We start from the raw sequence: 25,719 nt of genomic DNA on the forward strand, positions 1-25,719 counted from the left end.
TAGCGAATATTGTGTAGAAAGTGTTTCACAAAGGGTTACAGACGGCGCCTGCCAGAGTCGTAGGTAATGTAGTAAGTTAGGCCGGTGAATATCATGCGAAGCGCGCGCCATTAGCGGAGCTTGCTTCAGAGGGTAGTTAATTGAACGATATGGCAAAGAATCTGATCCTGTGGTTGATCATCGCGGCTGTCCTGGTGACAGTGATGAACAACTTCTCCAGCCCTAACGAGCCGCAGACCCTCAACTATTCCGACTTCATCCAGCAGGTCAAGGATGGCAAGGTCGAGCGCGTAGCAGTTGACGGCTATGTGATTACCGGTAAGCGCAACGATGGCGACAGCTTCAAGACCATTCGTCCTGCCATCCAGGACAACGGTCTGATCGGCGACCTCGTGGATAACCACGTCGTGGTCGAAGGCAAGCAGCCTGAGCAGCAAAGCATCTGGACTCAACTCCTGGTCGCCAGCTTCCCGATCCTGGTGATCATCGCCGTGTTCATGTTTTTCATGCGGCAGATGCAGGGCGGTGCAGGTGGCAAAGGCGGGCCGATGAGCTTCGGCAAGAGCAAGGCACGACTGCTCTCCGAAGATCAGGTGAAAACCACCTTGGGTGACGTTGCCGGTTGCGACGAAGCCAAGGAAGAGGTTGGTGAACTGGTCGAGTTCCTGCGTGATCCGGGCAAGTTCCAGCGTCTGGGGGGCCGCATTCCACGCGGCGTGCTGATGGTGGGTCCTCCGGGTACCGGTAAAACCTTGCTGGCCAAGGCGATTGCCGGTGAAGCCAAAGTGCCGTTCTTCACCATTTCCGGTTCCGATTTCGTCGAGATGTTCGTCGGTGTCGGTGCCAGCCGTGTTCGCGATATGTTCGAGCAGGCCAAGAAACACGCGCCATGCATCATTTTCATCGATGAAATCGACGCCGTCGGTCGCCACCGTGGCGCCGGTATGGGTGGCGGTCACGACGAACGCGAGCAGACGCTCAACCAATTGCTGGTTGAGATGGATGGCTTTGAAATGAATGACGGCATTATCGTCATTGCCGCAACCAACCGTCCTGACGTACTGGACCCTGCGTTGCTGCGTCCGGGCCGTTTCGACCGTCAGGTTGTGGTCGGTCTGCCGGATATTCGTGGTCGTGAACAGATACTCAAGGTCCACATGCGCAAAGTGCCGATGGGTGACGACGTCGCTCCTGCGGTGATCGCACGTGGTACGCCTGGTTTCTCGGGTGCCGACCTGGCCAACCTGGTGAACGAGGCCTCGTTGTTCGCTGCCCGTACCGGCAAGCGCATCGTCGAAATGAAAGAGTTCGAACTGGCGAAAGACAAGATCATGATGGGCGCCGAGCGCAAATCCATGGTCATGTCCGAAAAAGAGAAGCAAAACACCGCTTATCACGAAGCGGGTCACGCCATCGTCGGTCGTGTCGTGCCAGAGCATGATCCGGTCTACAAGGTGTCGATCATCCCGCGAGGTCGTGCGCTGGGTGTGACGATGTTCCTGCCGGAAGAAGATCGCTATAGCCTGTCCAAGCGTGCACTGATCAGCCAGATCTGCTCGCTGTACGGTGGTCGTATCGCTGAAGAAATGACCCTGGGTTTCGACGGTGTTACCACCGGCGCGTCCAACGACATCATGCGTGCTAGCCAGATTGCGCGGAACATGGTGACCAAGTGGGGTCTTTCGGAAAAACTCGGTCCGTTGATGTATGCCGAAGAAGAGGGTGAGGTGTTCCTCGGTCGCGGCGGCGGTGGCCAGGGTGCAAGCTTCTCCGGTGAGACAGCCAAGCTGATTGACTCCGAAGTGCGCAGCATCATTGACCAGTGCTACGGCACGGCCAAACAGATCCTCACGGATAACCGCGACAAGCTCGACGCCATGGCCGATGCCTTGATGAAGTACGAGACGATCGATGCCGATCAGATCGATGACATCATGGCGGGTCGTACCCCTCGCGAACCACGCGATTGGTCGGGCGGCGGCACCGGTACTTCCGGGACACCTCCGGTGGTGCAGGATGAGCGTCCGGAAACACCGATCGGCGGTCCGGCTGCTGACGTATAAGGTTTGAAATGACTTCTGTTCAGTCCTCGACCCGGTTGCCTTGCGGCAACCGGGTTCTTGATTTGGCCCAGACGCATGTCATGGGCATTCTCAATGTCACTCCCGATTCCTTTTCTGATGGCGGCCGATACAGCCAGCTCGACGCGGCCCTGCGCCACGCCGAGTTGATGGTAGCGGCGGGCGCCACGCTGATCGATGTTGGTGGTGAGTCGACCCGGCCTGGTGCAAGGGCGGTTTCGCCACTTGAAGAGCTGGAGCGCGTGGCGCCTATCGTTGAGCGCATCAATCGCGAACTGGATGTGATTATTTCGGTCGATACGTCCACTCCGGCGGTCATGCGCGAAACCGCACGGCTCGGAGCAGGCCTGATCAATGATGTGCGCTCGCTACGTCGAGACGGCGCTCTGGATGCGGCAGCCGCCACCGGATTGCCGGTGTGTCTGATGCATATGCTCGGTGAGCCGGGCGACATGCAGGACAATCCACATTACGGTGACGTGACCAAAGAGGTTGGCGAATTTCTCGCCGAGCGCATGGCTCAGTGTGCGTTGGTGGGAATCCCGGCTGAGCGGATTATTCTCGATCCAGGCTTTGGGTTCGCGAAAACCTTGCAGCACAATCTAAGCTTGTTCAAACATATGGAAGATCTGCATGCCTTGGGGCGGCCCTTGTTGGTCGGGGTTTCGCGAAAGAGCATGATAGGTCAGGCCTTGAATCGCTCGGTTGGAGAACGCCTGTTTGGCGGTCTGGCGCTCGCGGCGCTGGCTTCGGCCAAGGGGGCGCGTATATTGCGCGTCCATGATGTAGCTGAAACAGTGGATGTGGTGCGGATGATCGCCGCAGTGGAATCAGCCGAATAAGAATGATGGAGCAATTATGAGCAAAAAATACTTTGGCACCGACGGTATCCGTGGTCGGGTCGGTGAGTACCCGATTACTCCTGATTTCATGCTTAAGCTTGGCTGGGCGGCGGGCATGGCGTTCCGCAAAATGGGTGCCTGCAAAGTGCTGGTCGGCAAGGACACCCGGATCTCTGGCTACATGTTCGAGTCCGCGCTCGAGGCCGGTCTGACCTCGGCGGGTGCTGACGTGATGCTGTTGGGCCCGATGCCAACGCCGGCGATCGCTTACCTGACGCGTACCTTTCATGCTGAAGCCGGTATTGTGATCAGTGCCTCGCACAATCCTCACGATGACAACGGCATCAAGTTCTTCTCCGGAAAGGGCACCAAGCTGCCGGATGAAGTCGAACTGATGATCGAAGAGTTGCTCGACACCCCGATGACCGTGGTTGAGTCGAGCAAGATCGGCAAAGTTTCGCGAATCAACGACGCCTCTGGCCGCTATATCGAATTCTGCAAGAGCAGCGTGCCGACCGGTACCAGCTTCGCTGGCCTGAAGATTGTGATCGACTGCGCTCACGGCGCGACCTACAAAGTTGCGCCCAGCGTGTTCCGCGAGCTGGGTGCTGAAGTCGTTGTGCTTTCCGCTTCGCCTAACGGCCTGAACATCAATGACAATTGCGGTTCGACCCATATGGGCCAATTGCAGGCTGCTGTCCTGGCCGAGCACGCCGATCTCGGCATTGCCTTCGACGGTGACGGTGATCGCGTCCTGATGGTTGATCACACTGGCGCCATTGTTGATGGTGATGAGCTGCTGTACATCATCGCCCGCGATCTGCACGAGCGCGACAAGCTGCAAGGCGGCGTGGTCGGAACATTGATGAGTAACCTGGGGCTGGAGTTGGCCCTGGCGGATTTGTCGATTCCTTTCGTGCGTGCCAACGTTGGTGACCGTTATGTAATCGCTGACTTGCTAGAGCGCAACTGGTTGGTAGGCGGTGAGAACTCGGGTCATATCGTCTGCTTCAATCACACCACCACAGGTGATGCGATCATCGCTGCGTTGCAGGTGCTGATGGCGCTGAAAACGCGCTCGGAAGGTCTGGGTCAGGCCCGTCAGGCGCTGCGCAAGTGCCCTCAGGTGCTGATCAATGTCCGGTTCGGCGGGGGTGCGAGTCCGCTCGACCATCCGGCGGTCAAGGAAGCCAGTGCCCGGGTCACCGAGGCTATGGCCGGTCGCGGGCGCGTGCTGTTGCGCAAGTCCGGGACGGAGCCGTTGGTGCGGGTGATGGTCGAAGGCGAGGACGAAACACAGGTCCGTGGCTACGCCGAAGAGCTGGCAAAACTGGTTACTGAAGTTTCTGCCTGAATTCGGCTTGCCAGCCATGATTGTGTTGGGTAACATCTGCGCCCACTTTGACCGACGAGGTACAGCATGCGTCGCCCTATGGTAGCTGGTAACTGGAAGATGCACGGTACCCGCGCCAGCGTCGCTGAGCTGATCAATGGCCTTCGTCATCTGGCCTTGCCGAGCGGTGTTGATGTAGCGGTATTCCCGCCTTACTTGCATATCAATCAAGTGATTGATGGCTTGAACGGCAAGTCGATTTCGATCGGCGCGCAGAACTCTGCGGTGGAAGCCATGCAAGGTGCACTGACCGGTGAAATCGCGCCGAGTCAATTGGTGGATGCAGGTTGTTCCCTGGTTCTTGTCGGGCATTCCGAACGCCGCCAGATTATGGGCGAGCAGGACGGTATGCTGATTCGCAAGTTCGCAGCGGCGCAGGCATGTGGCTTGATCCCGGTGTTGTGCATAGGGGAAACCCTTGAGCAGCGCGAAGCCGGTAAAACTCTTGAGGTTGTCGGGCGTCAGCTAGGCAGTATCATAGAGGAGCTGGGTGTAGGTGCCTTTGCAAATGCAGTAATTGCTTACGAGCCGGTCTGGGCCATTGGCACCGGGCTGACTGCTTCGCCGCAACAAGCGCAGGATGTGCATGCAGCCATTCGCGCTCAGTTGGCGGCAGAGAATTCTGAGGTCGCACAAGGTGTGCGGCTTCTATACGGCGGCAGCGTGAAGGCGGCCAATGCGGTCGAACTGTTCGGCATGCCGGATATCGATGGGGGGCTCATTGGTGGAGCTTCCCTGAATGCAGATGAGTTCGGTGCGATTTGTCGCGCCGCGGGAAACTGAAAAAATGCTGGAAACAGTCGTAGTCGTTTTTCATCTGCTGGGTGCATTGGGCGTAGTTGCTCTGGTATTGCTGCAGCAGGGTAAAGGTGCGGATGCTGGCGCGTCTTTCGGAGCAGGTGCTTCAAATACTGTGTTCGGAAGCCAAGGTTCCTCTACCTTTCTTAGTAAGTTTACTGCTATACTTGCCGCCGGTTTCTTCATAACCAGCTTAGGGTTAGGTTACTTTGCTAAAGAGAAAGCTCACCAGCTGACTCAAGTAGGTTTGCCAAACCCGGCAGTGTTGGAAGTTCCAAAGCAGCAGCCGGCTTCTGATGATGTACCGGTGCTTCAAGAGCAAAAGTCGGCTACTCCAGCGACTGACGTGCCTCCAGCTCAAGAGCAAAAGTAAGAAGGGTTTCAAACGTAGTATTGCCGAGGTGGTGGAATTGGTAGACACGCAACCTTGAGGTGGTTGTGCCCATAGGGTGTAGGGGTTCGAGTCCCCTTCTCGGTACCAATTATCAGGAGAGCCCGCTGTTGCGGGCTTTCTTGTAGGTGGAAGGTTACATTGACCCTGTCAGGGATCGGTCGTATACTTCCGCCCCAGCTTTGTCGCGGGGTGGAGCAGTCTGGTAGCTCGTCGGGCTCATAACCCGAAGGTCGTCGGTTCAAATCCGGCCCCCGCAACCAGTTTAAGGAGCCCCTTTTGAGGGGCTTTTTGTTAGCTGGACACTTTCTGCGCCGCTGTTCGACGGCGTTTCAAGGATGGGCGTTTCGCCCATTTTTTTATTTTGCATAGCATGCACATACATGCACGAGGGGGTTCAGGTGTCGAGCAAGCTAGAAGAGTTGCAGGCCTTGTTGGCCCCGGTGGTCGTGGCCCTGGGCTATGAATGCTGGGGTATTGAGTTTTCGGCTCAAGGTCGCCACTCAATGTTGCGCGTTTATATTGATAAAGAGGGCGGTGTGCTGGTGGACGATTGTGCCATCGTCAGCCGTCAGATCAGCGGTGTCCTGGATGTTGAAGATCCAATCGCCGTTGAATACACCCTTGAAGTTTCCTCGCCTGGCATGGAACGCCCACTGTTCACTATTGAGCAGTTTGCAAAATTTGCCGGTGAACAAGTGAAGATCAAGCTGCGCTCGCCCTTTGAAGGACGACGCAACTTTCAGGGCCTTCTGCGCGGTGTAGAAGAGCAGGACGTCGTGGTGCAGGTAGAAGACCATGAGTTCCTGTTGCCGATCGATATGATCGACAAGGCCAACATTATTCCCAGTTTTGACTGAGACGCGGATCCCGCGGATCCAATGGCTTGCGAAAGGCGAGGCGTACGATGAGCAAAGAAGTACTGCTGGTTGTTGAGTCGGTATCCAATGAAAAGGGCGTACCGGCGAACGTAATTTTTGAAGCGCTGGAGCTGGCTCTGGCCACTGCTACCAAAAAGCGTTTCGAGGACGAAGTCGATCTGCGTGTGGAAATCAATCGCCACACCGGTGCTTATGAGACATTCCGTCGCTGGACGGTCGTCGAAGAAGCAGACCTGGATGATCCGGCCATCGAAACCTGGCCGAGCAAGGTTGCTGAAACGCACCCGGGCGCCCAGGTGGGTGATGTAGTCGAAGAGAAAATCGAGTCCATCGAGTTCGGCCGCATTGCTGCACAGACTGCCAAGCAAGTCATCGTGCAGAAAGTTCGCGAAGCCGAGCGCGCTCAGGTCGTTGACGCCTATCGCGAGCGCCTGGGGGAAATCATCTCCGGCACCGTGAAGAAAGTGACCCGCGACAACGTGATCGTTGACCTGGGCAACAACGCTGAAGCGTTGCTGGCTCGTGAAGACATCATCTCTCGCGAAACCTTCCGGGTTGGCGTGCGCTTGCGTGCGCTGCTCAAGGAAATACGCACCGAAAACCGCGGCCCGCAGCTGATCCTGTCGCGTACCGCGCCGGAAATGCTGATCGAGTTGTTCCGCATCGAAGTGCCGGAAATCGCTGAAGGCCTGATCGAAGTAATGGCGGCCTCCCGTGACCCGGGTTCGCGTGCCAAGATCGCGGTCCGCTCGAAAGACAAACGCATCGACCCGCAAGGCGCTTGCATCGGTATGCGCGGTTCGCGCGTCCAGGCAGTGTCGGGTGAGTTGGGTGGTGAGCGTGTGGACATCGTCCTGTGGGACGACAACCCGGCTCAGTTCGTAATCAACGCCATGTCCCCGGCTGAGGTTGCGGCAATTATCGTTGACGAAGATGCCCATGCAATGGATATCGCCGTTGGCGCAGACAATCTGGCTCAGGCCATCGGTCGCGGTGGTCAGAACGTGCGTCTGGCTAGCCAATTGACTGGCTGGACCCTGAACGTGATGACCGAATCGGACATCCAGGCTAAGCAGCAAGCAGAAACCGGCGACATCCTGCGCAACTTCATCGACGAGCTGGAAGTCGACGAAGACCTGGCACAGGTGCTGGTAGATGAAGGCTTCACCAGCCTGGAAGAGATTGCCTACGTACCGTTGGAAGAAATGCTCAACATCGACGGCTTTGACGAAGAAACCGTCAACGAGCTTCGCGCTCGCGCCAAGGATCGTTTGTTGACCAAAGCCATCGCTACTGAGGAAAAGCTGGCAGACGCCCATCCGGCCGAAGACCTACTCTCGCTTGAGGGTATGGACAAGGATTTGGCGATGGAACTGGCGGTGCGCGGCGTAATTACCCGCGAAGACCTGGCCGAGCAGTCTATTGACGATCTGCTCGACATCGACGGCATTGACGATGATCGTGCCGGCAAGTTGATCATGGCCGCCCGAGCCCACTGGTTCGAGTAATTAGGCGCGGCCTGAGGAGAGAAGTGCATGACGCAAGTCACGGTGAAACAACTGGCCGATGAGGTCAAAACACCGGTAGAGCGCCTGTTGCAGCAGATGCGTGAGGCAGGTCTGCCGCACACCGCCGCCGATGAAGGTGTGAGCGATAGTGAGAAGCAGTCTTTGCTGACTCACTTGAAGAGCAGCCACAAGGCGAAAGTGGAAGAACCGCGCAAGATTACATTGCAGCGCAAAACCACCAGCACCCTGCGTGTTGCTGGCAGCAAAAGCATCAGCGTTGAAGTACGCAAGAAGAAAGTCTTCGTACAGCGCAGCCCGGAAGAAATCGAAGCCGAGCGCAAACGCGAACTGGAAGAGCGTCGCACAGTAGAAAATGCTGCTCGTCAGAAGGCTGAAGAAGAAGCCAAGCGTCGCGCCGAAGAAGAAGCGCGTCGCCAGCCTACTGCTGCGCAAAACGCTACTAACGACGCTGTCGCAGCTCCTGCTGCGGTTGCCGAGCCAGTGCGTGAAAGCGCTCCGGTTGTGGCTGCTGCACCAGCACCGTCTGCTGACGTTCGCAACAAGCAGAACGAACAGCGCCGTCCGGACAAACCACGTGCCGACGATAACAATCGTCGCAGCGGCAGTGGCGATGGCGAGCGCAAAAACGCTCCGCATCGTGCTTCGGTCAAAGAGAAAGCGCCTGCTCCACGTGTTGCGCCACGTACTACCGACGAAGAAAGCGATGGCTTCCGTCGTGGTGGTCGCGGCAAGGCCAAGCTGAAAAAACGCAACGCCCACGGTTTCCAGAGCCCAACCGGCCCTGTCGTGCGTGATGTGCAGATCGGCGAGACCATCACTGTTGGCGATCTCGCCAATCAGATGTCGGTCAAGGCTGCTGAAATCATCAAGTTCATGTTCAAACTGGGTACTCCAGCGACCATCAACCAGGTGCTTGATCAGGAAACTGCTCAACTGGTAGCCGAAGAACTGGGCCACAAAGTGACCCTGGTCAGCGACACCGCCCTGGAAGATTCCCTGGCCGAGTCCCTGAAGTTTGAAGGTGAGACGTTCTCCCGTGCGCCAGTCGTGACCGTAATGGGCCACGTTGACCACGGTAAGACGTCGCTGCTCGACTATATCCGTCGTGCCAAGGTAGCTGCAGGCGAAGCCGGCGGTATCACCCAGCACATCGGTGCGTACCACGTTGAAACTGATCGCGGCATGGTCACTTTCCTCGATACCCCGGGTCACGCCGCGTTTACCGCAATGCGTGCTCGTGGTGCCAAGGCGACTGACATCGTGATCCTGGTCGTTGCAGCGGACGACGGCGTAATGCCGCAGACCATTGAAGCGGTCCAGCACGCCAAGGCTGCCGGTGTTCCACTGGTTGTTGCAGTGAACAAAATCGACAAGCCGGGCGCTGATCTCGATCGCATCCGTAGCGAACTGTCGGTTCACGGCGTGACTTCCGAAGAGTGGGGCGGTGATACGCCTTTCGTCTCGGTATCGGCGAAAGTCGGTACTGGTGTAGACGAACTGCTCGAAGCGGTCCTGCTGCAAGCTGAAGTACTCGAACTGAAAGCAACCCCATCGGCCCCAGGTCGCGGTGTTGTGGTTGAATCGCGTCTCGACAAAGGTCGTGGCCCGGTTGCAACCGTTCTGGTTCAAGACGGTACCCTGCGCCAAGGCGACATGGTGCTGGTCGGTTCGAACTATGGCCGTGTACGTGCCATGCTCGATGAGAACGGCAAGCCAATCAAGGAAGCCGGTCCTTCCATCCCTGTCGAGATCCTCGGCCTGGACGGTACCCCGGACGCTGGCGACGAGATGAGCGTGCTGTCGGACGAGAAGAAAGCCCGTGAAGTGGCTCTGTTCCGTCAAGGCAAGTTCCGCGAAGTCAAACTGGCTCGCGCTCACGCCGGCAAGCTGGAAAACATCTTCGAAAACATGGGTCAGGCAGAGAAGAAGACGCTCAACATCGTCCTCAAATCCGACGTCCGTGGTTCGCTGGAAGCGTTGAACGGTGCCTTGAACGGCCTGGGTAACGACGAAGTGCAAGTGCGTGTTGTCGGTGGCGGCGTCGGTGGTATCACCGAGTCCGACGCTAACCTGGCACTGGCCTCCAACGCTGTACTGTTTGGCTTCAACGTGCGTGCCGATGCTGGCGCTCGCAAGATCGTCGAGCAGGAAGGTCTGGATATGCGTTACTACAACGTGATCTACGACATCATCGAAGACGTCAAGAAAGCCCTCACCGGTATGTTGGGCAGCGATGTTCGCGAGAACATCCTGGGTACTGCTGAAGTGCGTGACGTGTTCCGTTCGCCGAAGTTTGGCGCGATCGCCGGTTGCATGGTTATCGAAGGTGTTGTTCACCGTAACCGTCCAATCCGTGTACTGCGTGAAGACATCGTTATCTTCGAAGGCGAGCTGGAATCCCTGCGCCGCTTCAAGGATGACGCTTCCGAAGTACGTGCCGGCATGGAATGCGGTATCGGCGTGAAGAGCTACAACGACGTCAAAGCTGGCGACAAGATCGAAGTCTACGAGAAGGTTCAGGTTGCTCGCAGCCTCTAACTTCCGTACTTCAAGGGCCACGACGAGCCGTCGCATGCAAGTGCGCGGCACGGCGTCAGGACTCTAAACGCAACGCCCGGTCTGGCTTTTGTCAGGCCGGGCGTTTGCCGCTTTCAGACCCCTCGGGTTTCACCGTGGGGCAGTAACAGGTAACAAGACATGGCAAAAGAATACAGCCGTACCCAACGTATCGGCGATCAGATGCAGCGTGAGCTGGCACAGCTGATCCGTCGTGAAGTCAAAGACCCGCGCGTCGGCCTGGTCACCATTACCGCAGTTGAAGTCAGCCGTGACGTCGGTCACGCCAAGATCTTCATCACTGTGATGGGCCAGGACAACGCCGAAGACATCGCGCAAAGCATCAAGGTGCTCAACTCCGCCGCCGGTTTCCTGCGCATGCAGTTGGCTCGCGAAATGAAGTTGCGCAGCGTTCCTCAGTTGCACTTCCACTACGACGAAAGCGTCGTGCGTGGCGCGCACCTGTCGGCCCTGATCGAGCGTGCGGTGGCTGAAGACAATCAGCACCCGGTAGCGGCTGAACCCGAAGACGCCAAGGAGTAATCGGTGGCTCAGGTCAAACGTATCCGTCGTAACGTCAGCGGTATCATTTTGCTCGACAAGCCGTTGGGGTTTACTTCCAACGCCGCGTTGCAGAAGGTTCGCTGGCTGCTGAACGCCGAGAAGGCCGGTCACACCGGCAGTCTTGATCCGCTGGCCACCGGCGTGTTGCCGTTGTGCTTCGGTGAGGCCACCAAGTTCTCGCAGTATTTGCTCGACTCCGACAAGGCTTATGAAACCCTGGCGCAACTGGGTAAGACCACCACCACGGCGGATGCCGAAGGTGATGTTTTGCTGGAGCGTCCGGTGACCGTTGGTCGCTCCGATGTCGAAGCGGTTTTGCCCGGTTTTCGCGGGCAAATCAGTCAGATACCGCCGATGTACTCGGCGCTCAAGCGTGATGGCCAGCCGCTGTACAAGCTGGCCCGTGCGGGCGAAGTAGTGGAGCGTGAACCGCGTTCTGTTACTATTGCGCGCTTGGAATTGCTGGCCTTTGAAGGTGATACTGCGCGGCTTGTGGTGGATTGCAGCAAAGGCACCTATATTCGCACCCTGGTGGAGGATATCGGTGAGCAACTCGGTTGTGGCGCTTACGTGGCTGAATTGCGACGTACCCAGGCCGGGCCTTTCACGCTGGCGCAGACGGTCACGCTTGAAGAGTTGGAAGCTGTACATGCCGAAGGCGGCAACGAAGCGGTCGACCGCTTCCTGATGCCATCGGACAGCGGCCTGCTGGATTGGCCACTGTTGCAGTTCTCGGAGCACAGTTCGTTCTACTGGCTTAACGGCCAACCGGTACGAGCCCCGGATGCACCGAAGTTCGGCATGGTACGGGTACAGGATCACAACGGTCGCTTCATCGGTATCGGTGAAGTGAGCGAAGACGGGCGCATCGCGCCGCGTCGGCTTATTCGGTCAGAATGACCGGACGAGGGTGGCTGTTAACAGGCACGGTCACTACTCATTTTTAGATACAGGGATTTGTCCCTGGCCTGTTGAAGCTGTTTCTTTGAAACAGTTTCCTGATAAAAGGATTGCCTCATGGCTCTCGACGTTCAAGAAAAAGCTCAAATCGTAGCTGACTACCAGCAAGCTGTTGGTGACACTGGTTCGCCAGAAGTGCAAGTTGCACTGCTGACCCACAACATCAACAAGCTGCAAGGTCACTTCAAGGCCAACGGTAAAGATCACCACTCCCGTCGTGGTCTGATCCGCATGGTAAACCAGCGTCGTAAGCTGCTGGACTACCTGAAAGGCAAGGATCTGGGCCGTTACCAGGCTCTGATCGGTCGCCTGGGTCTGCGTCGCTAATAAGCGATTGCGCTAGAGGTTGGTTGTCTGTCGTGCGCCAGTGGGTTTCCCGCTGGCACATGGCAGGCTCCCAGCCTCAAGTTTTATCTGGATAGTCGTTTTACCCTGGACAGGCGTTGGGCCGATTCCCGACATTGCCCAAGAATTTCGCAAGAAGACAAGTTCCCCAAGAGCCACAAAAGAAGGTAGGACACCGTGAACCCGGTAATCAAAAAATTCCAGTTCGGTCAGTCGACCGTTACCCTCGAGACTGGCCGTATCGCCCGTCAGGCCTCCGGCGCAGTATTGGTCACCGTTGACGACGACGTCAGCGTATTGGTGACCGTAGTCGGTGCCAAACAAGCCGATCCAGGCAAGGGCTTCTTCCCTCTGTCCGTTCACTACCAGGAAAAGACTTACGCTGCCGGTAAGATCCCTGGCGGTTTCTTCAAGCGCGAAGGCCGTCCTTCCGAGAAAGAAACCCTGACTTCCCGACTGATCGACCGCCCGATCCGTCCGCTGTTCCCAGAAGGTTTCATGAACGAAGTGCAGGTTGTCTGCACCGTCGTTTCCACCAGCAAGAAAACCGATCCGGACATCGCTGCGATGATCGGTACCTCGGCTGCTCTGGCCATCTCCGGCATTCCTTTCGATGGCCCTATCGGCTGCGCGCGCGTTGCGTTCCACGAAAGCACCGGCTACTTGCTGAACCCGACTTACGAACAACAGAAAGCTTCGAGCCTGGACATGGTCGTTGCCGGTACTTCGGAAGCCGTGTTGATGGTTGAATCGGAAGCCAAAGAGCTGACCGAAGACCAAATGCTGGGCGCGGTACTGTTTGCTCACGACGAGTTCCAGGTGGTGATCAACGCCGTCAAAGAACTGGCCGCCGAAGCTGCCAAGCCGACCTGGACCTGGACTCCACAGCCAGAAGCCACCGCTCTGCTGGGCGCCATCCGTGCCGAGTTCGGCGACGCGATCTCCCAGGCTTACACCATCACCATCAAGGCCGACCGTTACGCTCGCCTGGGTGAGCTGAAAGACCAGGTCGTTGCCAAGTTGTCCGGTGAAGAAGGCCAGCCTTCGTCCAGCGAAGTCAAAGCCGCTTTCGGCGAAATCGAATACCGCACCGTTCGCGAAAACATCGTAAACGGCAAGCCACGTATCGATGGTCGCGACACCAAGACTGTACGTCCTTTGAACATCGAAGTCGGTGTTCTGCCCAAGACCCACGGTTCGGCTCTGTTCACCCGTGGCGAAACCCAGGCTCTGGTTGTTGCAACACTGGGCACCGCCCGTGACGCACAGCTGCTGGACACCCTGGAAGGCGAGAAAAAAGACCCGTTCATGCTGCACTACAACTTCCCTCCGTTCTCGGTAGGTGAGTGTGGCCGCATGGGTGGCGCTGGTCGTCGCGAAATCGGTCACGGCCGTCTGGCCCGTCGTTCGATTGCAGCCATGCTGCCTGCTGCCGACGTGTTCCCGTACACCATCCGTGTTGTATCGGAAATCACCGAGTCCAACGGTTCGAGCTCGATGGCTTCCGTTTGCGGCGCTTCCCTGGCTCTGATGGATGCTGGCGTTCCGATGAAGGCACCGGTTGCCGGTATCGCCATGGGTCTGGTTAAAGAAGGCGAGAAGTTCGCCATCCTGACTGACATCCTGGGTGACGAAGACCACCTCGGCGACATGGACTTCAAAGTAGCCGGTACCGCCAAAGGTGTTACCGCGCTGCAGATGGACATCAAGATCAAAGGCATCACCGAAGAAATCATGGAGATCGCTCTGGGCCAAGCCCTGGAAGCGCGCCTGAACATCCTCGGTCAGATGAACCAGATCATTGGTCAGTCCCGCACTGAACTGTCGGAAAATGCTCCGACCATGATCGCGATGAAAATCGACACCGACAAAATCCGTGATGTCATCGGTAAAGGCGGCGCGACCATTCGTGCGATCTGTGAAGAGACCAAGGCTTCGATCGACATCGAAGACGACGGCTCGATCAAGATCTTCGGCGAAACCAAGGAAGCGGCTGAAGCAGCACGTCAGCGCGTTCTGGGTATCACCGCTGAGGCCGAGATCGGTAAGATCTACGTCGGTAAGGTTGAGCGCATCGTCGACTTCGGCGCATTCGTCAACATCCTGCCTGGCAAGGACGGTCTGGTTCACATCTCGATGCTGAGCGACGCTCGCGTTGAGAAAGTGACCGACATCCTGAAAGAAGGCCAGGAAGTGGAAGTACTGGTACTGGACGTGGACAACCGCGGCCGTATCAAGCTGTCCATCAAAGACGTAGCAGCGGCCAAGGCTTCGGGCGTTTAATTACTCCCGCTTGATTGCTTCAACGTTATAAAAAAGGCCCCGCAGTGAAAACTGCGGGGCCTTTTTTGTCTGTGAAACAGGGTGTGAAGTTGCTGGCTCTCGAACCCGGTGCTAGGTTTAGCCCACCGCCCGTGTAGCTCAGCCGGTAGAGCAGCGCACTCGTAACGCGAAGGTCGCAGGTTCGATTCCTGTCTCGGGCACCATTTCCCCTTTTATTTCACCTTTCTGCTCAGGTCTTCCACGGAGCGTTTGAGCTGATCGAGTTGATTGTCCTGATCGCTGACTTCCCGCTTTAGGCTGGACAGGTCGCTGGAGCTCGAACTGGAACTCGATCCGGCGCTGCGCTTGAGGTCTTCCACCTGACTGGCAAGCCTTTTCAGGTCGTTTTCCTGTTCGTTGACGGTACGTTTGAGGTCGTTCACTTCGCTGGAGCTTGAACTTGAACTGGAGTTCGAGCCGCTGCTGCGCTTCAGATCGTCCATCTGACTGGCGAGCTTTTTCAGGCCGTTTTCCTGTTCGCTCACCGTGCGTTTCAGATCACTCACTTCGCTGGAGCTGGAGCTGGAGCTGGAATTCGAGCTGCTGCTGCGCTTGAGGTCGTCCATTTGGCTGGCGAGCTTTTTCAGCCCATTGTCCTGTTCGGTGACCGTGCGCTTGAGGTCGTTGACTTCACTGGTACTGGAGCTGGAATTCGAGCTGCTATTGCGTTTGATTTCGTCCACTGCCTTGGCAAGGTTTACCAAACCGGTGTTCTGTTCGCTGACCGTGCGTTTCAGGTCGTTAACTTCGCTGGCGTTGGAGCTGGAACTCGAGCCGCTGTTGCGTTTGAACTCGTCCATGGCCTTTGCGAGGTTTTTCAGAACCGTTTCCTGCTCACTGACGGTGCGCTTGAGATTGGCCACCTCGTTGGCATTGGAGCTTGAACTGGACCCCGTGTTCTTTTTGAACTCTTCGATGAGGCGCGCCTGTTCACTGGCGGTTTTCTTCAGCACTTCCAGATCAGCCGTATTGGTTTTAACAATTCTTTGTAATTGTTCGACCTCCTCGATACTGACGTCGGACCTGACCATCACGTCTTTGCCGTAATAGTTGTGGAAAACGAGGAATTTATCCGAAGACGTAGCGCTGACGGACTTGTATTCCAGACTGGCTTGAGCCGTATTTGGCAGTGTCAGGCTGCCGAGAAGAAGGGCGGCCATGCCAGTTGCAGACAGGAGGGACGGAAGCTTGGAAAAATTGCGCATCACGGGTTCCTTGTGACGTGCCTAGATGGCACATCGCTATGACTTTACCTTTTGAACGTTGTTCCTGGGTAGCGAAGGAAAATTTTCAGAAAGCCCGATCAACGGTTTTTTTGTAGATTTGATGTAAAAGTCCATATAAATCGTCGACCAAACGTCCTATATTCGGACGTTGCACACGTACCACTTTGCAGTTTTCAGATGATCCCCGAATGGTTCTGAAGGCCAGACAAACCGGGCTTCACACGGTTTTTTGCGTCAGAGAGATCCTTGATGATCCAGATCCATCTTCCATTCCCCAGATCAGCGAGAACGCCATGACCGTTAAAGAATTGACTCAAGAAGCCAGACACGAAGAAGCGCTTAAAAAGTACCTGCTTGATACGCCCCAGCTAGCGGACGAGATCAAGGACCTGCCAGCCGACGATCAGAAAGACCAGATCCAGTGGGCGTTCGAGGATGAGGCGGAATCCCAGGGCTTGCAGCCGTGGGAGCTGACGCTCAAGTACACCTCGACCCCTGAAGAGTTCGAGGCTGCGCGCCTGGTGCTGCACAAGGAGGCGGCCGAGGTGTTGGGCGTCGAGTGGGAAGAGTACTGCGAGATGAACAATCTGGTGGTCTGACAAAAACGCCAGCCTCAATGAGGCTGGCGTTTTTCATTCTCAGAGGCTCAGACGCATCGACAGGTCGACAGCCTTCACATCCTTGGTCATCGCACCAATCGAAATGTAATCCACCCCGGTTTCCGCGATCGGCAGCAGCGTGTTTTCGTTGATACCGCCGCTGGCCTCCAGTTTTGCTTTGCCCGCGTTCAGGCGCACGGCTTCACGCATGTCATCCAGGCTCAGCTCATCGAGCATGATGATGTCTGCACCCGCCGCCAGGGCTTCCTTCAATTCCTCCAGGCTCTCCACTTCAATCTCGACCGGCTTGCCCGGGGCGATCTTGTGCGCAGCGCTAATGGCCTCAGGAATGCCACCGCTGGCGGCGATGTGGTTTTCCTTGATCAGGAAGGCGTCGTAAAGGCCGATGCGGTGGTTGTGGCAACCGCCGCAGGTCACGGCGTACTTCTGCGCCAGACGCAGGCCCGGCAGGGTTTTACGGGTGTCGAGCAGCTTCACCTGCGTCTCGGCGACAAAATCCGCCAGGTATTGCGCGCGGGTGGCCACGCCCGAAAGCAATTGCAGGAAATTCAGTGCGCAGCGTTCGCCGGTCAGCAGCGAGCGTGCCGGGCCCTCGAGGTGGAACAGCGCCTGATTGGGTTTCACCCGTTCGCCGTCGCGCACCTGCCAGTGCACCGCGACCCGTGGGTCGAGTTGCCGGAAAACGGCATCGACCCAAGCAGTACCGGCAATGACGGCCGCATCGCGGGTGATGATGGTGGCTTTTGCCAGGCGTTCGGCCGGGATCAGCTGTGCGGTGATGTCGCCGCTGCCGATGTCTTCGAGCAACGCACGGCGCACGTTGGCTTCGATTTCGGCGGTCAAATCGGCGAGACGTAGATTCGGCATAAGGGGCTCCACAAACAAAGTGGCCCGATTATAGGGCCATGGCGCGAGGCAACCCAAGGCATCAGAGGCGTTCCCCTCACCTGCAAACCTGCATTTGGTCGATTCCCTTGAGTCATCGGCACTAAGTCAGCGTCTTCCCAATGCGTCTATTTCAATACGAAGCGCAGAGTCTGCTGGTACTTGGGGGCGCTTTTGCAAGATAATCCGCCTTGCTTTTGACGTCATGGCTTTGACGTATTCTTGGGTTCACGACTATTTGCAGAATCACCGTTTCAGGAGGCTTGGATGCACAACGACGGGAATGTAGTGCCTTTGCACAAGGCGGCTACCGATCAGGCGACGCTATCGCCGCTCGCCCGCCTGCCTGTGATTCTGCTTCAGGTTCGCGACAAGGCCACTCAACAGCTCAGGCACGGCTTGCAGGAGCTGTTTGATAACGCCGACGACACGCTGTTCGAAATGGCTGATCGGGCCCGCAACGATGTCGAGCAGAACCTCTTTTTCGAAGCCATGCGCGACTTGCGTCTCAAGCGAAAAAGCATCGAGCGCGGTTTTCTCGAACAATTCTTCGAGGCGTTCGTCAGCCTCTCGCAGTACGACAGCACCCAGGCGGCCATGCCTCAGGCATTGGCGTTTGAAACCGATGCATTGACCAATGACGATCTGGAGCGCAGCGTCGCGGTGGAGTCCATGGTCAGCAAAGTGCTGAACCGCGACGGATTCGCCCTCGACCAACTGACAGCCCGGCTCAGTGCTTTGCTGGGCAAGGCGCTGGACGATGAGCACAACCCGCTGGGACCGGCGCGGCTCTGCGAGTATTTCTTGCAGGCCTGGCGCAACCTGGGGGTGGAGATCAAGGTCAAGCTGATCATTCTCAAACTGTTCGACCGCTACGTGCTCAGCAGCGCTGAACAGCTATACGCCGAAGCCAATCAACTGCTCATCGCAACCGGCGTGTTGCCCGACCTCAAGCCTGCACCGATGCGACGTGCCAGCGATCATGCAGCCGCCAGCGCCCGTGCCGAACCGATCGAAGCCGGCATCCACTCAGGCGAGACGCCGGTCGACGATGGCGTGCAGGAAGTCTTTGCCGCGTTGCAGGAGCTGTTGTTGCACGTGCGCGGCAGCGTCGCACCCACCCTCGAGGCCAGTGCCCAGACCCAACCCATTTCCACCCGAGACCTGTTGCGCCTGCTCTCGCACTTGCAGCAATACGTGCCGGCGCTGGCGACCCAGGACGACTTCGATCTGCGTAACCAGCTCGAACAACTGCTGACCCGGGTCAGCGTCAAAAGCGGCAAGTCGCGCGTGGTCGGCGTGGCTGACGAAGACGTGATCAACCTGATCGCCATGCTCTTCGAATGCATCCTTGATGACCGCAACCTGCCTGACTCCCTCAAGGCGCTGATTGGTCGGTTGCAGATCCCGATGCTCAAGGTTGCGGTGCTCGACAAGAGCTTCTTCAGCCGCGCCAGCCACCCGGCCCGGCGTCTGCTCAACGAAATCGCTGCCGCCGCGATGGGCTGGGGCGAGTGCGATGACCACGAGCGTGACAGCCTGTACCTGCGCATCGAGCAAGTGGTGCAGCGCCTGTTGAACGACTTTGTTGACGATCCGGCGATCTTTTCCGAGTTGCTCGCGGATTTTCTCGCTTTCACCAGTGACGAGCGCCGTCGCAGTGAATTGCTGGAACAACGCACCCGTGACGCCGAAGAAGGCCGCGCGAGGGCCGAACTGGCTCGCCAGCGTGTCGAGCAGGCGCTGAATCAGGCGTTATTGGGCAAAGTGCTACCCGAAGGTGTAGTGGTCTTCTTGCAGGAGGCCTGGAGCAAAGTGCTGTTGTTGACCTGCCTCAAACACGTTGATGCGTCGGCGCAATGGCATGCCGATGTGCAGACCATGGAGCAATTGATCTGGAGCGTGCAGCGCCATGAGGAGCCCGATGCCGGCCTGCGCTTGTTGACGCTGGTGCCGGGGTTGCTAAAGGCCTTGCGCGATGGACTGAGCAGCTCGGCATTCGATCCGTTCGCCACCAGTGAGTTTTTCAGTGAGCTGGAAACCTTGCACGTGCAATTGTTCGAGCGCCCGGGCCAGGCGGCTGAACAGCCCGTCGAGCCGCCGGTGATGGTCGAAGTGCTGCAGCAAATCGTGCTGCACAACGCCGACGAGGGCCCGACCGATGCGGTGTCAGTACGGTTGCCGGCGGACGATGCCGGTTTGCATCAGGTCGATCAGATGCGTCCGGGCTGCTGGGTCGAGTTTCAGGAAGACGACGAGAACTCCCTGCGTTGCAAGCTGGCAGCGATCATCGATTCCACCGGCAAATACATCTTTGTCGACCGCACAGGCATGAAAGTGCTGGAGCGCAGCCGCACCGGCCTGGCCCTAGAATTTCGCCGTGGCGCGGTGCGGGCGCTGGACGATACCTTGCTGTTCGACCGGGCCCTGGAGTCGGTGCTGGGCAATCTGCGGCGTCTCAATCGCGGCAAGTGATCGCGCCCCGAGGGCCTATCGCGGCATACTGGGCGCCAACACAGTCGTCGTTGAAGGAACCTGTATGCAGTTGGACCCCGCGAGTGGTTGGTGTCAGGGCGTGCGTGTATGCCCCTCGCCCAACTTCAATGCGCGCCCCTCGGGCGAAATTTCCCTGCTGGTGATCCACAACATCAGCCTGCCGCCAGCGCAGTTCGCCACCGGCAAGGTGCAGGAATTTTTCCAGAATCGTCTGGATGTCACGGAGCATCCCTACTTTGCAGGGATTGCTGACCTGCGGGTGTCTGCGCACTTTCTGATCGAGCGTGACGGCACCGTCACTCAGTTTGTCTCTTGCCTTGAGCGCGCTTGGCACGCCGGTGTCTCGAGTTTCGAGGGGCGGGACACCTGTAACGATTTTTCCGTGGGTATCGAGCTCGAAGGCACGGATGATCTGCCGTTCACCGACGCCCAATATCAGGCGTTGACGACACTGACCCGACAACTGCAAAGCACATTTACGGCGATCACCGCGCAGCGCATCTGTGGGCATAGCGACATCGCACCGGGGCGCAAGACGGATCCGGGACCTGCGTTCGACTGGGCGCGCTATCGCGCCGCCCTGGAAAAAGAGGAACAACAATGAGTTTTCTGGTGTTGCTGTTGGCCGTCTGGATCGAGAAGTTTTCGGCCCTGCGCCATCGGGTCCAACGTGACGGCGGTTGGGTGCGTGAACTGAACAAGCTTGAAGTCAGTCCGCGCCTGATCGATCGGCCATGGCTGATATTGGTGGTGCTGGTGTTGTTGCCGGTGGCGCTGCTGGGTTTGTTGTTGGTGGTGCTTGAGCCGGTGGCCTACGGGTTGCTGGCGTTGCCGGTGCACCTGCTGGTGGTGATTTACAGTCTGGGTCGCGGCGATTTGCTGGCTGGCCTGGGACCGTTTCGCGATGCCTGGCGCCGGGAAGACCTGCAAGCCGCTGCCCATGTGGCGAAGCGCGACGTGGACATCTGCGCCGATAGCGGCGAACAACTGCTTGAGCGGGTCGAAGGCCATTTGCTGTGGGAGGCCTACCAGAGCTTTTTCGCGGTGATTTTCTGGTACTTCGTGCTGGGCCCGGTCGCCGCCCTCAGCTACCGGCTGCTGGCGCTGGTCGAAGAGCACGGACAGAACCCGGCCGTGGTCGAGCGCGCTGTACAGTTGCGTCATGCGTTTGATTGGGTGCCGGTGCGTCTGTTGGCGGCCAGTTTCGCGCTGGTCGGAAACTTTGTCGCGGTCAGCCGTGTCATGTTGCATGAACTGCTGAACTGGAACATCAGCGCCGCCCAGTTGATCGAGAAAGTCGGCCTGGTGGCTGGCGAAATTCCTGCACCGGTCGTCGGACCGGATGGTATCAACAGCCTGGACCGGATCTGGGAATTGCTGCTGCGTGCGGCGGTGCTCTGGTATGCAGGTTTTGCGTTGTGGACGGTCCTCCCGTAACCCAACAGCTGTCTGACGTGAACGTCATTGTGGCGAGGGAGCTTGCTCCCGCTGGGCGCGCAGCGCCCTCAAACGGCCACGCGAATATGTCAGGAAAATCCGCTCGTCTGCATTGCGTCTGCTTCGCAGACGAGCGGGAGCAAGCTCCCTCGCCACAAGAAGGATCATCGATCTCAAGACCGGCGATCTGCCGTTAACCTTAAGTTACAAAACCCCCTGCCGATTTAAGCTATACAGAGATAGCGCTGAATAGTGGCTATCTGCCGTCGACCCGCGCCTGCCAATAAAAATAAGAATCAAAAGGGAGACTTCCAGTGAAGAGCTTGCTCTATCCCGCCGTCGCGCTGATGAATCGCCTGAGCTTCGGCATGAAGTTCAGCCTGATCAGTGTGCTGTTCCTCGTGCCGATGCTGGTGACCAACTTCTACCTGGTCCGCGACTCCTATCGTGAATTCCAGGGCACACAGGTCGAACTGCAAAGCCTCGACCTGCTCGGCAGCAGCCTGACCCTGCGGCGTGATCTGGAAACCCTGAACAACCTGGTGCAAATCAACGTCACCCTTGGCCAGTCTGGCAAGGCCGGTAATGTCGAGACGAAGATCAGCGCCCTGGAGCAAAGCGTTCTGGCCCGCCTGCAAGGGCTGACGGCGATGACCACTGATCCGGAACAGATCACGGTTTTCGATGGCAAACGCGATGAAATGATCGCGGCGTTCAAGGCCCAGCAAGCGGAAACCTCCCTGCAAAGCAAAAGTGGAATGATTGGGAAGTTGCTCGGCAGCGCACAGATTTTCAGCCAGATCATCGCCAGTCAGGCCGGCCTGAGCCGCGATACCCAGAGCGACATGCGTCAGCTCAGCGAACTCATTACCAACGTGACTCCGCCGGTGACCCAGATCCTGGGCGACGGCCGGGCGATGGGTTCCTATTCGCTTGGGCAAGGTTTTCTGAATTCGTCGTCGAGCACCCGATTCGATGAGTTGCTGGCGCAGATCGAAAAGCTTCAGGGCGAATACGGTCTGAAGCTCAATGATGCATTGGGCTCCAGCAAAGCGGCGCGTGACACCCTGACCGCCCAGGCCGAGAGCAGCAAGGCCTCGCTGAAAAAGGCCAGTGAGCTGTTCGAAGAACAGGTGGTGATGGCCGACACCCTCGATGCGCCGTGGCAGACTTTTTACGATCAGGTCACCGGCCTGATGGACCAGACCTACCAACTCAATGAAGCGACCCTGACATTCCTCGGTACCCAGTTACAGCAGCGACTGGAGCAGAACCGCACCCACATGGTCTTGCAGGCCGTGGCGCTGTCGGTGGTGTTTGTGTTGATTTTCTACCTCTATGGCGGCTTCTACGCTTCGACTCGTACCACCCTCAAACGCTTGGGCGCGACGCTGGACAAAGTGGCGGCGGGCGACATGACGGTGACCTTCCGCGCCGAAAGTCGCGATGAGCTGGGCGAGCTGGGCGAGGTGTTCAATGGCACCGTGAAAAAAATCCATGACCTGATCGAGCGCGTAGGCCAGACCGTGAATGAGGTCGAGCGCCAGGCCGGGCAGGTCGAAAGTGTTTCTGCCCAAAGCAATCAGGCGGTGGCGGGGCAGCGCTCGCAGATCGAGCAGGTCGCCACGGCCATGAATCAGATGTCGGCCACTTCCCTTGAGGTGGCGCGCAGTGCCGCCGCGGCGGTCAGCAGCGCTCACAGCGTCAACGACGAGACCATCAGCGGTCGCGGCCTGGTAGCGTCCCAGCAGGGCAGCATCGCGCAACTGGCCAGTGAGATCGATCAGTCGGTGCGGGTCATCAACCAATTGGCCAGCGACAGCCAGTCCATCAGCCGCGTGCTGGAAGTGATCAAAAGCATCGCCGAGCAGACCAACCTGCTGGCGCTCAACGCCGCCATTGAGGCCGCTCGTGCCGGTGAGCAGGGGCGTGGTTTTGCGGTGGTGGCCGATGAGGTGCGGACCCTGGCCAAGCGCACCCAGCAATCGACCGAAGAAATCGAGCAGATGATTACCAAGCTCCACAACGGTGTCGGCGCGGCGGTGAAAGCCATGGGCATCAGCCATCAGGTGGCCGATGGCACCGTCGGGCAATCGGAAAAAGTCCAGCAGGCGCTGGAAAACATCCTCGGGGCCGTCGGTATGATCGTCGACCAGAACCAACAGATCGCCGCCGCGGTGGAGCAGCAGACCGCCGTGGCTCACGACATCGATCAGAACATCGTAGAGATCAACCGTGCGGGCGAACGCACCGCCGAAGGTGCGCACCAGACCGAGGACGCCAGTCGTGCGTTGTCAGCCCAGGTGGTGGAACTCAAACAACTGATCAGTGCGTTCCGGGTCTGACGGCACACAGGGATCAAAATGTGGGAGCGGGCTTGCTCGCGAAAGCGGTGTATCAGTCGAATTCATGAGTGACTGACACACCACATTCGCGAGCAGGCTCGCTCCCACAGGTTTTTGTGCAGGGCTGATTTACCAGTTGAACAACTCACAGGCATTGGCCGTGCTCGCTGCCGCCAATTGCTCAGGGCTGATCGACATGATCCCGGCCAGTGCCGAGCAGATCGCCGGCAAGTGCGCCGGGCTGTTGCGTTGACCGGGAAACATGGCAGGCGCCATGTCTGGTGAATCAGTTTCCAGCACCACCGACTCCAGGGGCAGATCGGCGAGGACGCGGTGCATGCGCAACGCCTGCGGCCAGGTCGCGGCACCGCCCAGGCCCAGTTTGAAACCGAGTTTGATGTACTCGCGAGCCTCTTCCTTGCTGCCGGCGAAGGCATGGATGATGCCCGCGCGTTTCAGTCGAAACCTTTTAAGCGTGGCAATCACCGCGGCATGGCTGCGCCGCACATGAATCAGCGCCGGAAGATTGAAGTCCACCGCCAGTTGCAGTTGTGCGTCGAACAAAGCCTGCTGGCGGTCTCGGTCGAGGGTTTCGATGAAGTAATCCAGACCGATCTCACCCACGGCACACAATTGCCGATGACCCGCCAGGCGAGTCAGCCAGTCACCAAGTTCGAGTAAATCGTCAGGGCGATGCTGGTCCAGGTACACCGGGTGCAAACCGAGTGCCGCATGCAGGTCGGGATCGCTTTGCACCAGGTCCCAGACCCGCTGCCAATTTCCCTGATAAACCCCTAGCACCACCATCCGCCGCACCCCGAGGGCGCGGCTTTCGGCGAGCAGCGCCGTGCGGTCCTCGTCGAAGTCCGGAAAATCCAGATGAGTGTGGCTGTCGATCAGCTCCACGGTTCAGTCCTGGCGAATACGCTGCTTGAAGGTCCGCGCGATGGCTTGCACGCCGGGTTGGTAATCGGACTGCTCGATGGCGGCCAGGGCCAGCGCCAGCGCCTTGTCGGCAATCAACTGATGCTGCTGGGCCATGGCGTTGACCGGTAGCGGCAGGAAGTCCAGCAACTGCGTGTCGCCGAATGTGCCGAGGCGCAGCGGACGGGTTTTCAGCGGGAAGTCGTGCAAGGCATCGAACACGCCTTGAAGCAGCACGTAGGACGTGGTCACCAGCGCATCCGGCAAATGCCCCAGGCGCTGCAGCAGTTCTTCCATCAACTGCTTGCCGCACTCGCGACTGAACGACTCGCCATGCTCGATCAGCACGTCGCCTTTGAACCCGCTCAACGCTTCCTTGAACCCGGCGGCACGTTCCTGGCTAATGCTCAGTTCAGGACGGGCACCGATCAGCGCGATTTGCTTGGGCAGAGGGTCGAGCAGGCTGCGGGTCAGTTGCAGGCTGGCCTCGCGATCATCGCTGATCACCGAACAGAAATGCTCAGGCTCCATCACCCGGTCGATGGCGATGATCGGAATACCTTTGGCCTGCAACTGACGATAACTGTCATCACCGGCGGGCAGGCAACTGGCGACGATCAGCGCATCACAGCGTCGGGCACGAAACAGCTGCAGCAATTGCCGTTCGCTGTCCGGCGCATCGTCGGAACTGGCGATCAGTAATTGATAACCGCGCGCCCGGGCGCCTTGCTCCAGCAGTTTGGCGATTCGTGCGTAACTGGGGTTTTCCAGGTCCGGCAGAATGAAGCCCAGGGTGCGGGTGTGCCGACTGCGCAGCCCGGCCGCTTGAGGGTTGGGCGTAAAGCCATGTTGTTCGACGACCGCACGAACGCGCTCGACGGTGGCACTGCTGATCCGTTGCTGTTCGGCCTTGCCATTAATGACATAACTGGCGGTGGTAACGGACACACCGGCCAACTGTGCGATATCACTGAGTTTCAACGCGGGCTTTCCTTGTTTTTCGGCCGACATTTTCGCCAATCCTACCCGATTCGGGCAGACGACCATGGTCTGAACACATCCGACAAGTTGGACTTCAAGGATGGGACATTATCGAGTAACGTGCCAATCATTCTAGATTAAAC

General features: G+C 58.1%; 21 protein-coding genes, 3 tRNA genes and 1 pseudogene. 21 read left to right on the forward strand and 4 right to left on the reverse strand.

Translation table 11 applies throughout. The annotated features are described in order from the left end of the window. Positions 1 to 149 precede the first annotated feature (149 nt). The 15 genes from ftsH to ACA068_RS04535 all read left to right on the forward strand — a co-directional run bounded on the left by ftsH (position 150) and on the right by ACA068_RS04535 (position 14,826). Complete coding sequence (gene ftsH / locus ACA068_RS04465; RefSeq protein ID WP_109627910.1) at positions 150 to 2,063, forward strand: ATP-dependent zinc metalloprotease FtsH; 1,914 nt, start codon at positions 150 to 152, stop codon at positions 2,061 to 2,063. An 8-nt stretch (positions 2,064 to 2,071) separates the two neighbouring features. After that, positions 2,072 to 2,923 carry a dihydropteroate synthase gene (gene folP, locus ACA068_RS04470; protein WP_497307943.1) on the forward strand — a complete coding sequence of 284 codons (852 nt, stop codon included), beginning with the start codon at positions 2,072 to 2,074 and terminating at the stop codon, positions 2,921 to 2,923. A gap of 16 nt (positions 2,924 to 2,939) precedes the next feature. Beyond that, the gene (gene glmM / locus ACA068_RS04475; protein WP_497307945.1) at positions 2,940 to 4,277 is read left to right on the forward strand and encodes a phosphoglucosamine mutase; all 1,338 of its coding nucleotides are present in this window, start codon (positions 2,940 to 2,942) and stop codon (positions 4,275 to 4,277) included. 66 nt (positions 4,278 to 4,343) lie between these two features. Next, a complete protein-coding gene (gene tpiA, locus ACA068_RS04480) occupies positions 4,344 to 5,099 on the forward strand; it encodes a triose-phosphate isomerase (protein ID WP_497307947.1) in 756 nt (251 codons plus the stop codon). Between the two features lie 4 nt (positions 5,100 to 5,103). Next, positions 5,104 to 5,487 (forward strand): preprotein translocase subunit SecG, encoded by a 384-nt coding sequence (gene secG, locus ACA068_RS04485; RefSeq protein ID WP_017336473.1) that lies wholly within the window; start codon positions 5,104 to 5,106, stop codon positions 5,485 to 5,487. A gap of 22 nt (positions 5,488 to 5,509) precedes the next feature. Continuing rightward, positions 5,510 to 5,595, forward strand: a tRNA-Leu gene (locus ACA068_RS04490). Positions 5,596 to 5,691: 96 nt separating this feature from the next. Then, positions 5,692 to 5,768 (forward strand) — tRNA-Met (locus ACA068_RS04495). A 138-nt stretch (positions 5,769 to 5,906) separates the two neighbouring features. After that, on the forward strand, positions 5,907 to 6,365 hold the full coding sequence (rimP, locus tag ACA068_RS04500) for a ribosome maturation factor RimP (protein WP_010463487.1): 459 nt from the start codon (positions 5,907 to 5,909) through the stop codon (positions 6,363 to 6,365). 47 nt (positions 6,366 to 6,412) lie between these two features. After that, positions 6,413 to 7,894 (forward strand): transcription termination factor NusA, encoded by a 1,482-nt coding sequence (gene nusA / locus ACA068_RS04505; RefSeq protein ID WP_008024459.1) that lies wholly within the window; start codon positions 6,413 to 6,415, stop codon positions 7,892 to 7,894. Between the two features lie 27 nt (positions 7,895 to 7,921). Then, positions 7,922 to 10,453: a translation initiation factor IF-2 gene (gene infB / locus ACA068_RS04510; protein WP_497307949.1), complete on the forward strand. Its 2,532-nt coding sequence runs from the start codon at positions 7,922 to 7,924 to the stop codon at positions 10,451 to 10,453. A gap of 159 nt (positions 10,454 to 10,612) precedes the next feature. After that, on the forward strand, positions 10,613 to 11,014 hold the full coding sequence (rbfA, locus tag ACA068_RS04515) for a 30S ribosome-binding factor RbfA (RefSeq protein WP_007942872.1): 402 nt from the start codon (positions 10,613 to 10,615) through the stop codon (positions 11,012 to 11,014). A gap of 3 nt (positions 11,015 to 11,017) precedes the next feature. After that, positions 11,018 to 11,935, forward strand: a complete 918-nt coding sequence (gene truB / locus ACA068_RS04520; protein ID WP_497307951.1) for a tRNA pseudouridine(55) synthase TruB — start codon at positions 11,018 to 11,020, stop codon at positions 11,933 to 11,935. Between the two features lie 117 nt (positions 11,936 to 12,052). Then, a complete protein-coding gene (gene rpsO, locus ACA068_RS04525) occupies positions 12,053 to 12,322 on the forward strand; it encodes a 30S ribosomal protein S15 (RefSeq protein WP_003176135.1) in 270 nt (89 codons plus the stop codon). A 195-nt stretch (positions 12,323 to 12,517) separates the two neighbouring features. Then, complete coding sequence (gene pnp, locus ACA068_RS04530; protein ID WP_046045794.1) at positions 12,518 to 14,623, forward strand: polyribonucleotide nucleotidyltransferase; 2,106 nt, start codon at positions 12,518 to 12,520, stop codon at positions 14,621 to 14,623. Between the two features lie 127 nt (positions 14,624 to 14,750). Continuing rightward, positions 14,751 to 14,826, forward strand: a tRNA-Thr gene (locus tag ACA068_RS04535). A gap of 9 nt (positions 14,827 to 14,835) precedes the next feature. On the opposite strand, the gene ACA068_RS04540 is transcribed toward ACA068_RS04535, so the two are convergent. After that, the gene (locus ACA068_RS04540; RefSeq protein WP_497307953.1) at positions 14,836 to 15,867 is read right to left on the reverse strand and encodes a hypothetical protein; all 1,032 of its coding nucleotides are present in this window, start codon (positions 15,865 to 15,867) and stop codon (positions 14,836 to 14,838) included. A gap of 314 nt (positions 15,868 to 16,181) precedes the next feature. On the opposite strand from ACA068_RS04540, the gene ACA068_RS04545 reads away from it, so the two are divergent. Beyond that, positions 16,182 to 16,487, forward strand: coding sequence for a DUF6388 family protein (locus tag ACA068_RS04545; RefSeq protein WP_094469169.1), 306 nt, complete (start codon positions 16,182 to 16,184; stop codon positions 16,485 to 16,487). Between the two features lie 39 nt (positions 16,488 to 16,526). Here the strand turns inward: ACA068_RS04545 and nadC are convergent, their stop codons facing one another. Continuing rightward, positions 16,527 to 17,375, reverse strand: coding sequence for a carboxylating nicotinate-nucleotide diphosphorylase (nadC, locus tag ACA068_RS04550; protein ID WP_497307955.1), 849 nt, complete (start codon positions 17,373 to 17,375; stop codon positions 16,527 to 16,529). A gap of 285 nt (positions 17,376 to 17,660) precedes the next feature. Between nadC and ACA068_RS04555 the strand changes: the two genes are divergently transcribed. The 5 genes and pseudogenes from ACA068_RS04555 to ACA068_RS04575 all read left to right on the forward strand — a co-directional run bounded on the left by ACA068_RS04555 (position 17,661) and on the right by ACA068_RS04575 (position 23,671). After that, complete coding sequence (locus ACA068_RS04555) at positions 17,661 to 19,868, forward strand: DUF1631 domain-containing protein (protein WP_497307957.1); 2,208 nt, start codon at positions 17,661 to 17,663, stop codon at positions 19,866 to 19,868. A 64-nt stretch (positions 19,869 to 19,932) separates the two neighbouring features. After that, a complete protein-coding gene (gene ampD / locus ACA068_RS04560; RefSeq protein ID WP_497307959.1) occupies positions 19,933 to 20,493 on the forward strand; it encodes a 1,6-anhydro-N-acetylmuramyl-L-alanine amidase AmpD in 561 nt (186 codons plus the stop codon). Continuing rightward, the gene (ampE, locus tag ACA068_RS04565) at positions 20,490 to 21,326 is read left to right on the forward strand and encodes a regulatory signaling modulator protein AmpE (protein WP_497307961.1); all 837 of its coding nucleotides are present in this window, start codon (positions 20,490 to 20,492) and stop codon (positions 21,324 to 21,326) included. The genes ampD and ampE overlap by 4 nt, the downstream gene beginning before the upstream one ends. Positions 21,327 to 22,609: 1,283 nt before the next feature. Continuing rightward, positions 22,610 to 22,813 (forward strand): annotated as a pseudogene (locus ACA068_RS04570) (HAMP domain-containing protein); the annotation flags it as partial. Between the two features lie 153 nt (positions 22,814 to 22,966). Then, a complete protein-coding gene (locus ACA068_RS04575) occupies positions 22,967 to 23,671 on the forward strand; it encodes a methyl-accepting chemotaxis protein (protein WP_497310535.1) in 705 nt (234 codons plus the stop codon). Positions 23,672 to 23,800: 129 nt separating this feature from the next. On the opposite strand, the gene ACA068_RS04580 is transcribed toward ACA068_RS04575, so the two are convergent. After that, entirely contained in the window at positions 23,801 to 24,577 is a 777-nt protein-coding gene (locus ACA068_RS04580) for a TatD family hydrolase (RefSeq protein WP_497307962.1), read from the reverse strand. Between the two features lie 3 nt (positions 24,578 to 24,580). Continuing rightward, positions 24,581 to 25,576 (reverse strand): catabolite repressor/activator, encoded by a 996-nt coding sequence (gene cra, locus ACA068_RS04585; protein ID WP_463852090.1) that lies wholly within the window; start codon positions 25,574 to 25,576, stop codon positions 24,581 to 24,583. Between the last annotated feature and the right edge of the window lie 143 nt (positions 25,577 to 25,719).

The organism is Pseudomonas sp. LBUM1660 (assembly GCF_059695935.1).

Excerpts from the sequence above, each read along its gene's own strand:
- tpiA (WP_497307947.1), top strand. The coding sequence starts at position 4,344 with ATGCGTCGCCCTATGGTAGCTGGTAACTGGAAGATGCACGGTACCCGC.
- rbfA (WP_007942872.1), top strand. The coding sequence starts at position 10,613 with ATGGCAAAAGAATACAGCCGTACCCAACGTATCGGCGATCAGATGCAG.
- ftsH (WP_109627910.1), top strand. The coding sequence starts at position 150 with ATGGCAAAGAATCTGATCCTGTGGTTGATCATCGCGGCTGTCCTGGTG.
- glmM (WP_497307945.1), top strand. The coding sequence starts at position 2,940 with ATGAGCAAAAAATACTTTGGCACCGACGGTATCCGTGGTCGGGTCGGT.
- ampE (WP_497307961.1), top strand. The coding sequence starts at position 20,490 with ATGAGTTTTCTGGTGTTGCTGTTGGCCGTCTGGATCGAGAAGTTTTCG.
- ACA068_RS04540 (WP_497307953.1), bottom strand. The coding sequence starts at position 15,867 with ATGCGCAATTTTTCCAAGCTTCCGTCCCTCCTGTCTGCAACTGGCATG.
- secG (WP_017336473.1), top strand. The coding sequence starts at position 5,104 with ATGCTGGAAACAGTCGTAGTCGTTTTTCATCTGCTGGGTGCATTGGGC.
- ampD (WP_497307959.1), top strand. The coding sequence starts at position 19,933 with ATGCAGTTGGACCCCGCGAGTGGTTGGTGTCAGGGCGTGCGTGTATGC.
- ACA068_RS04555 (WP_497307957.1), top strand. The coding sequence starts at position 17,661 with ATGCACAACGACGGGAATGTAGTGCCTTTGCACAAGGCGGCTACCGAT.
- folP (WP_497307943.1), top strand. The coding sequence starts at position 2,072 with ATGACTTCTGTTCAGTCCTCGACCCGGTTGCCTTGCGGCAACCGGGTT.
- ACA068_RS04575 (WP_497310535.1), top strand. The coding sequence starts at position 22,967 with ATGTCGGCCACTTCCCTTGAGGTGGCGCGCAGTGCCGCCGCGGCGGTC.
- rpsO (WP_003176135.1), top strand. The coding sequence starts at position 12,053 with ATGGCTCTCGACGTTCAAGAAAAAGCTCAAATCGTAGCTGACTACCAG.
- nusA (WP_008024459.1), top strand. The coding sequence starts at position 6,413 with ATGAGCAAAGAAGTACTGCTGGTTGTTGAGTCGGTATCCAATGAAAAG.
- ACA068_RS04545 (WP_094469169.1), top strand. The coding sequence starts at position 16,182 with ATGACCGTTAAAGAATTGACTCAAGAAGCCAGACACGAAGAAGCGCTT.
- nadC (WP_497307955.1), bottom strand. The coding sequence starts at position 17,375 with ATGCCGAATCTACGTCTCGCCGATTTGACCGCCGAAATCGAAGCCAAC.
- infB (WP_497307949.1), top strand. The coding sequence starts at position 7,922 with ATGACGCAAGTCACGGTGAAACAACTGGCCGATGAGGTCAAAACACCG.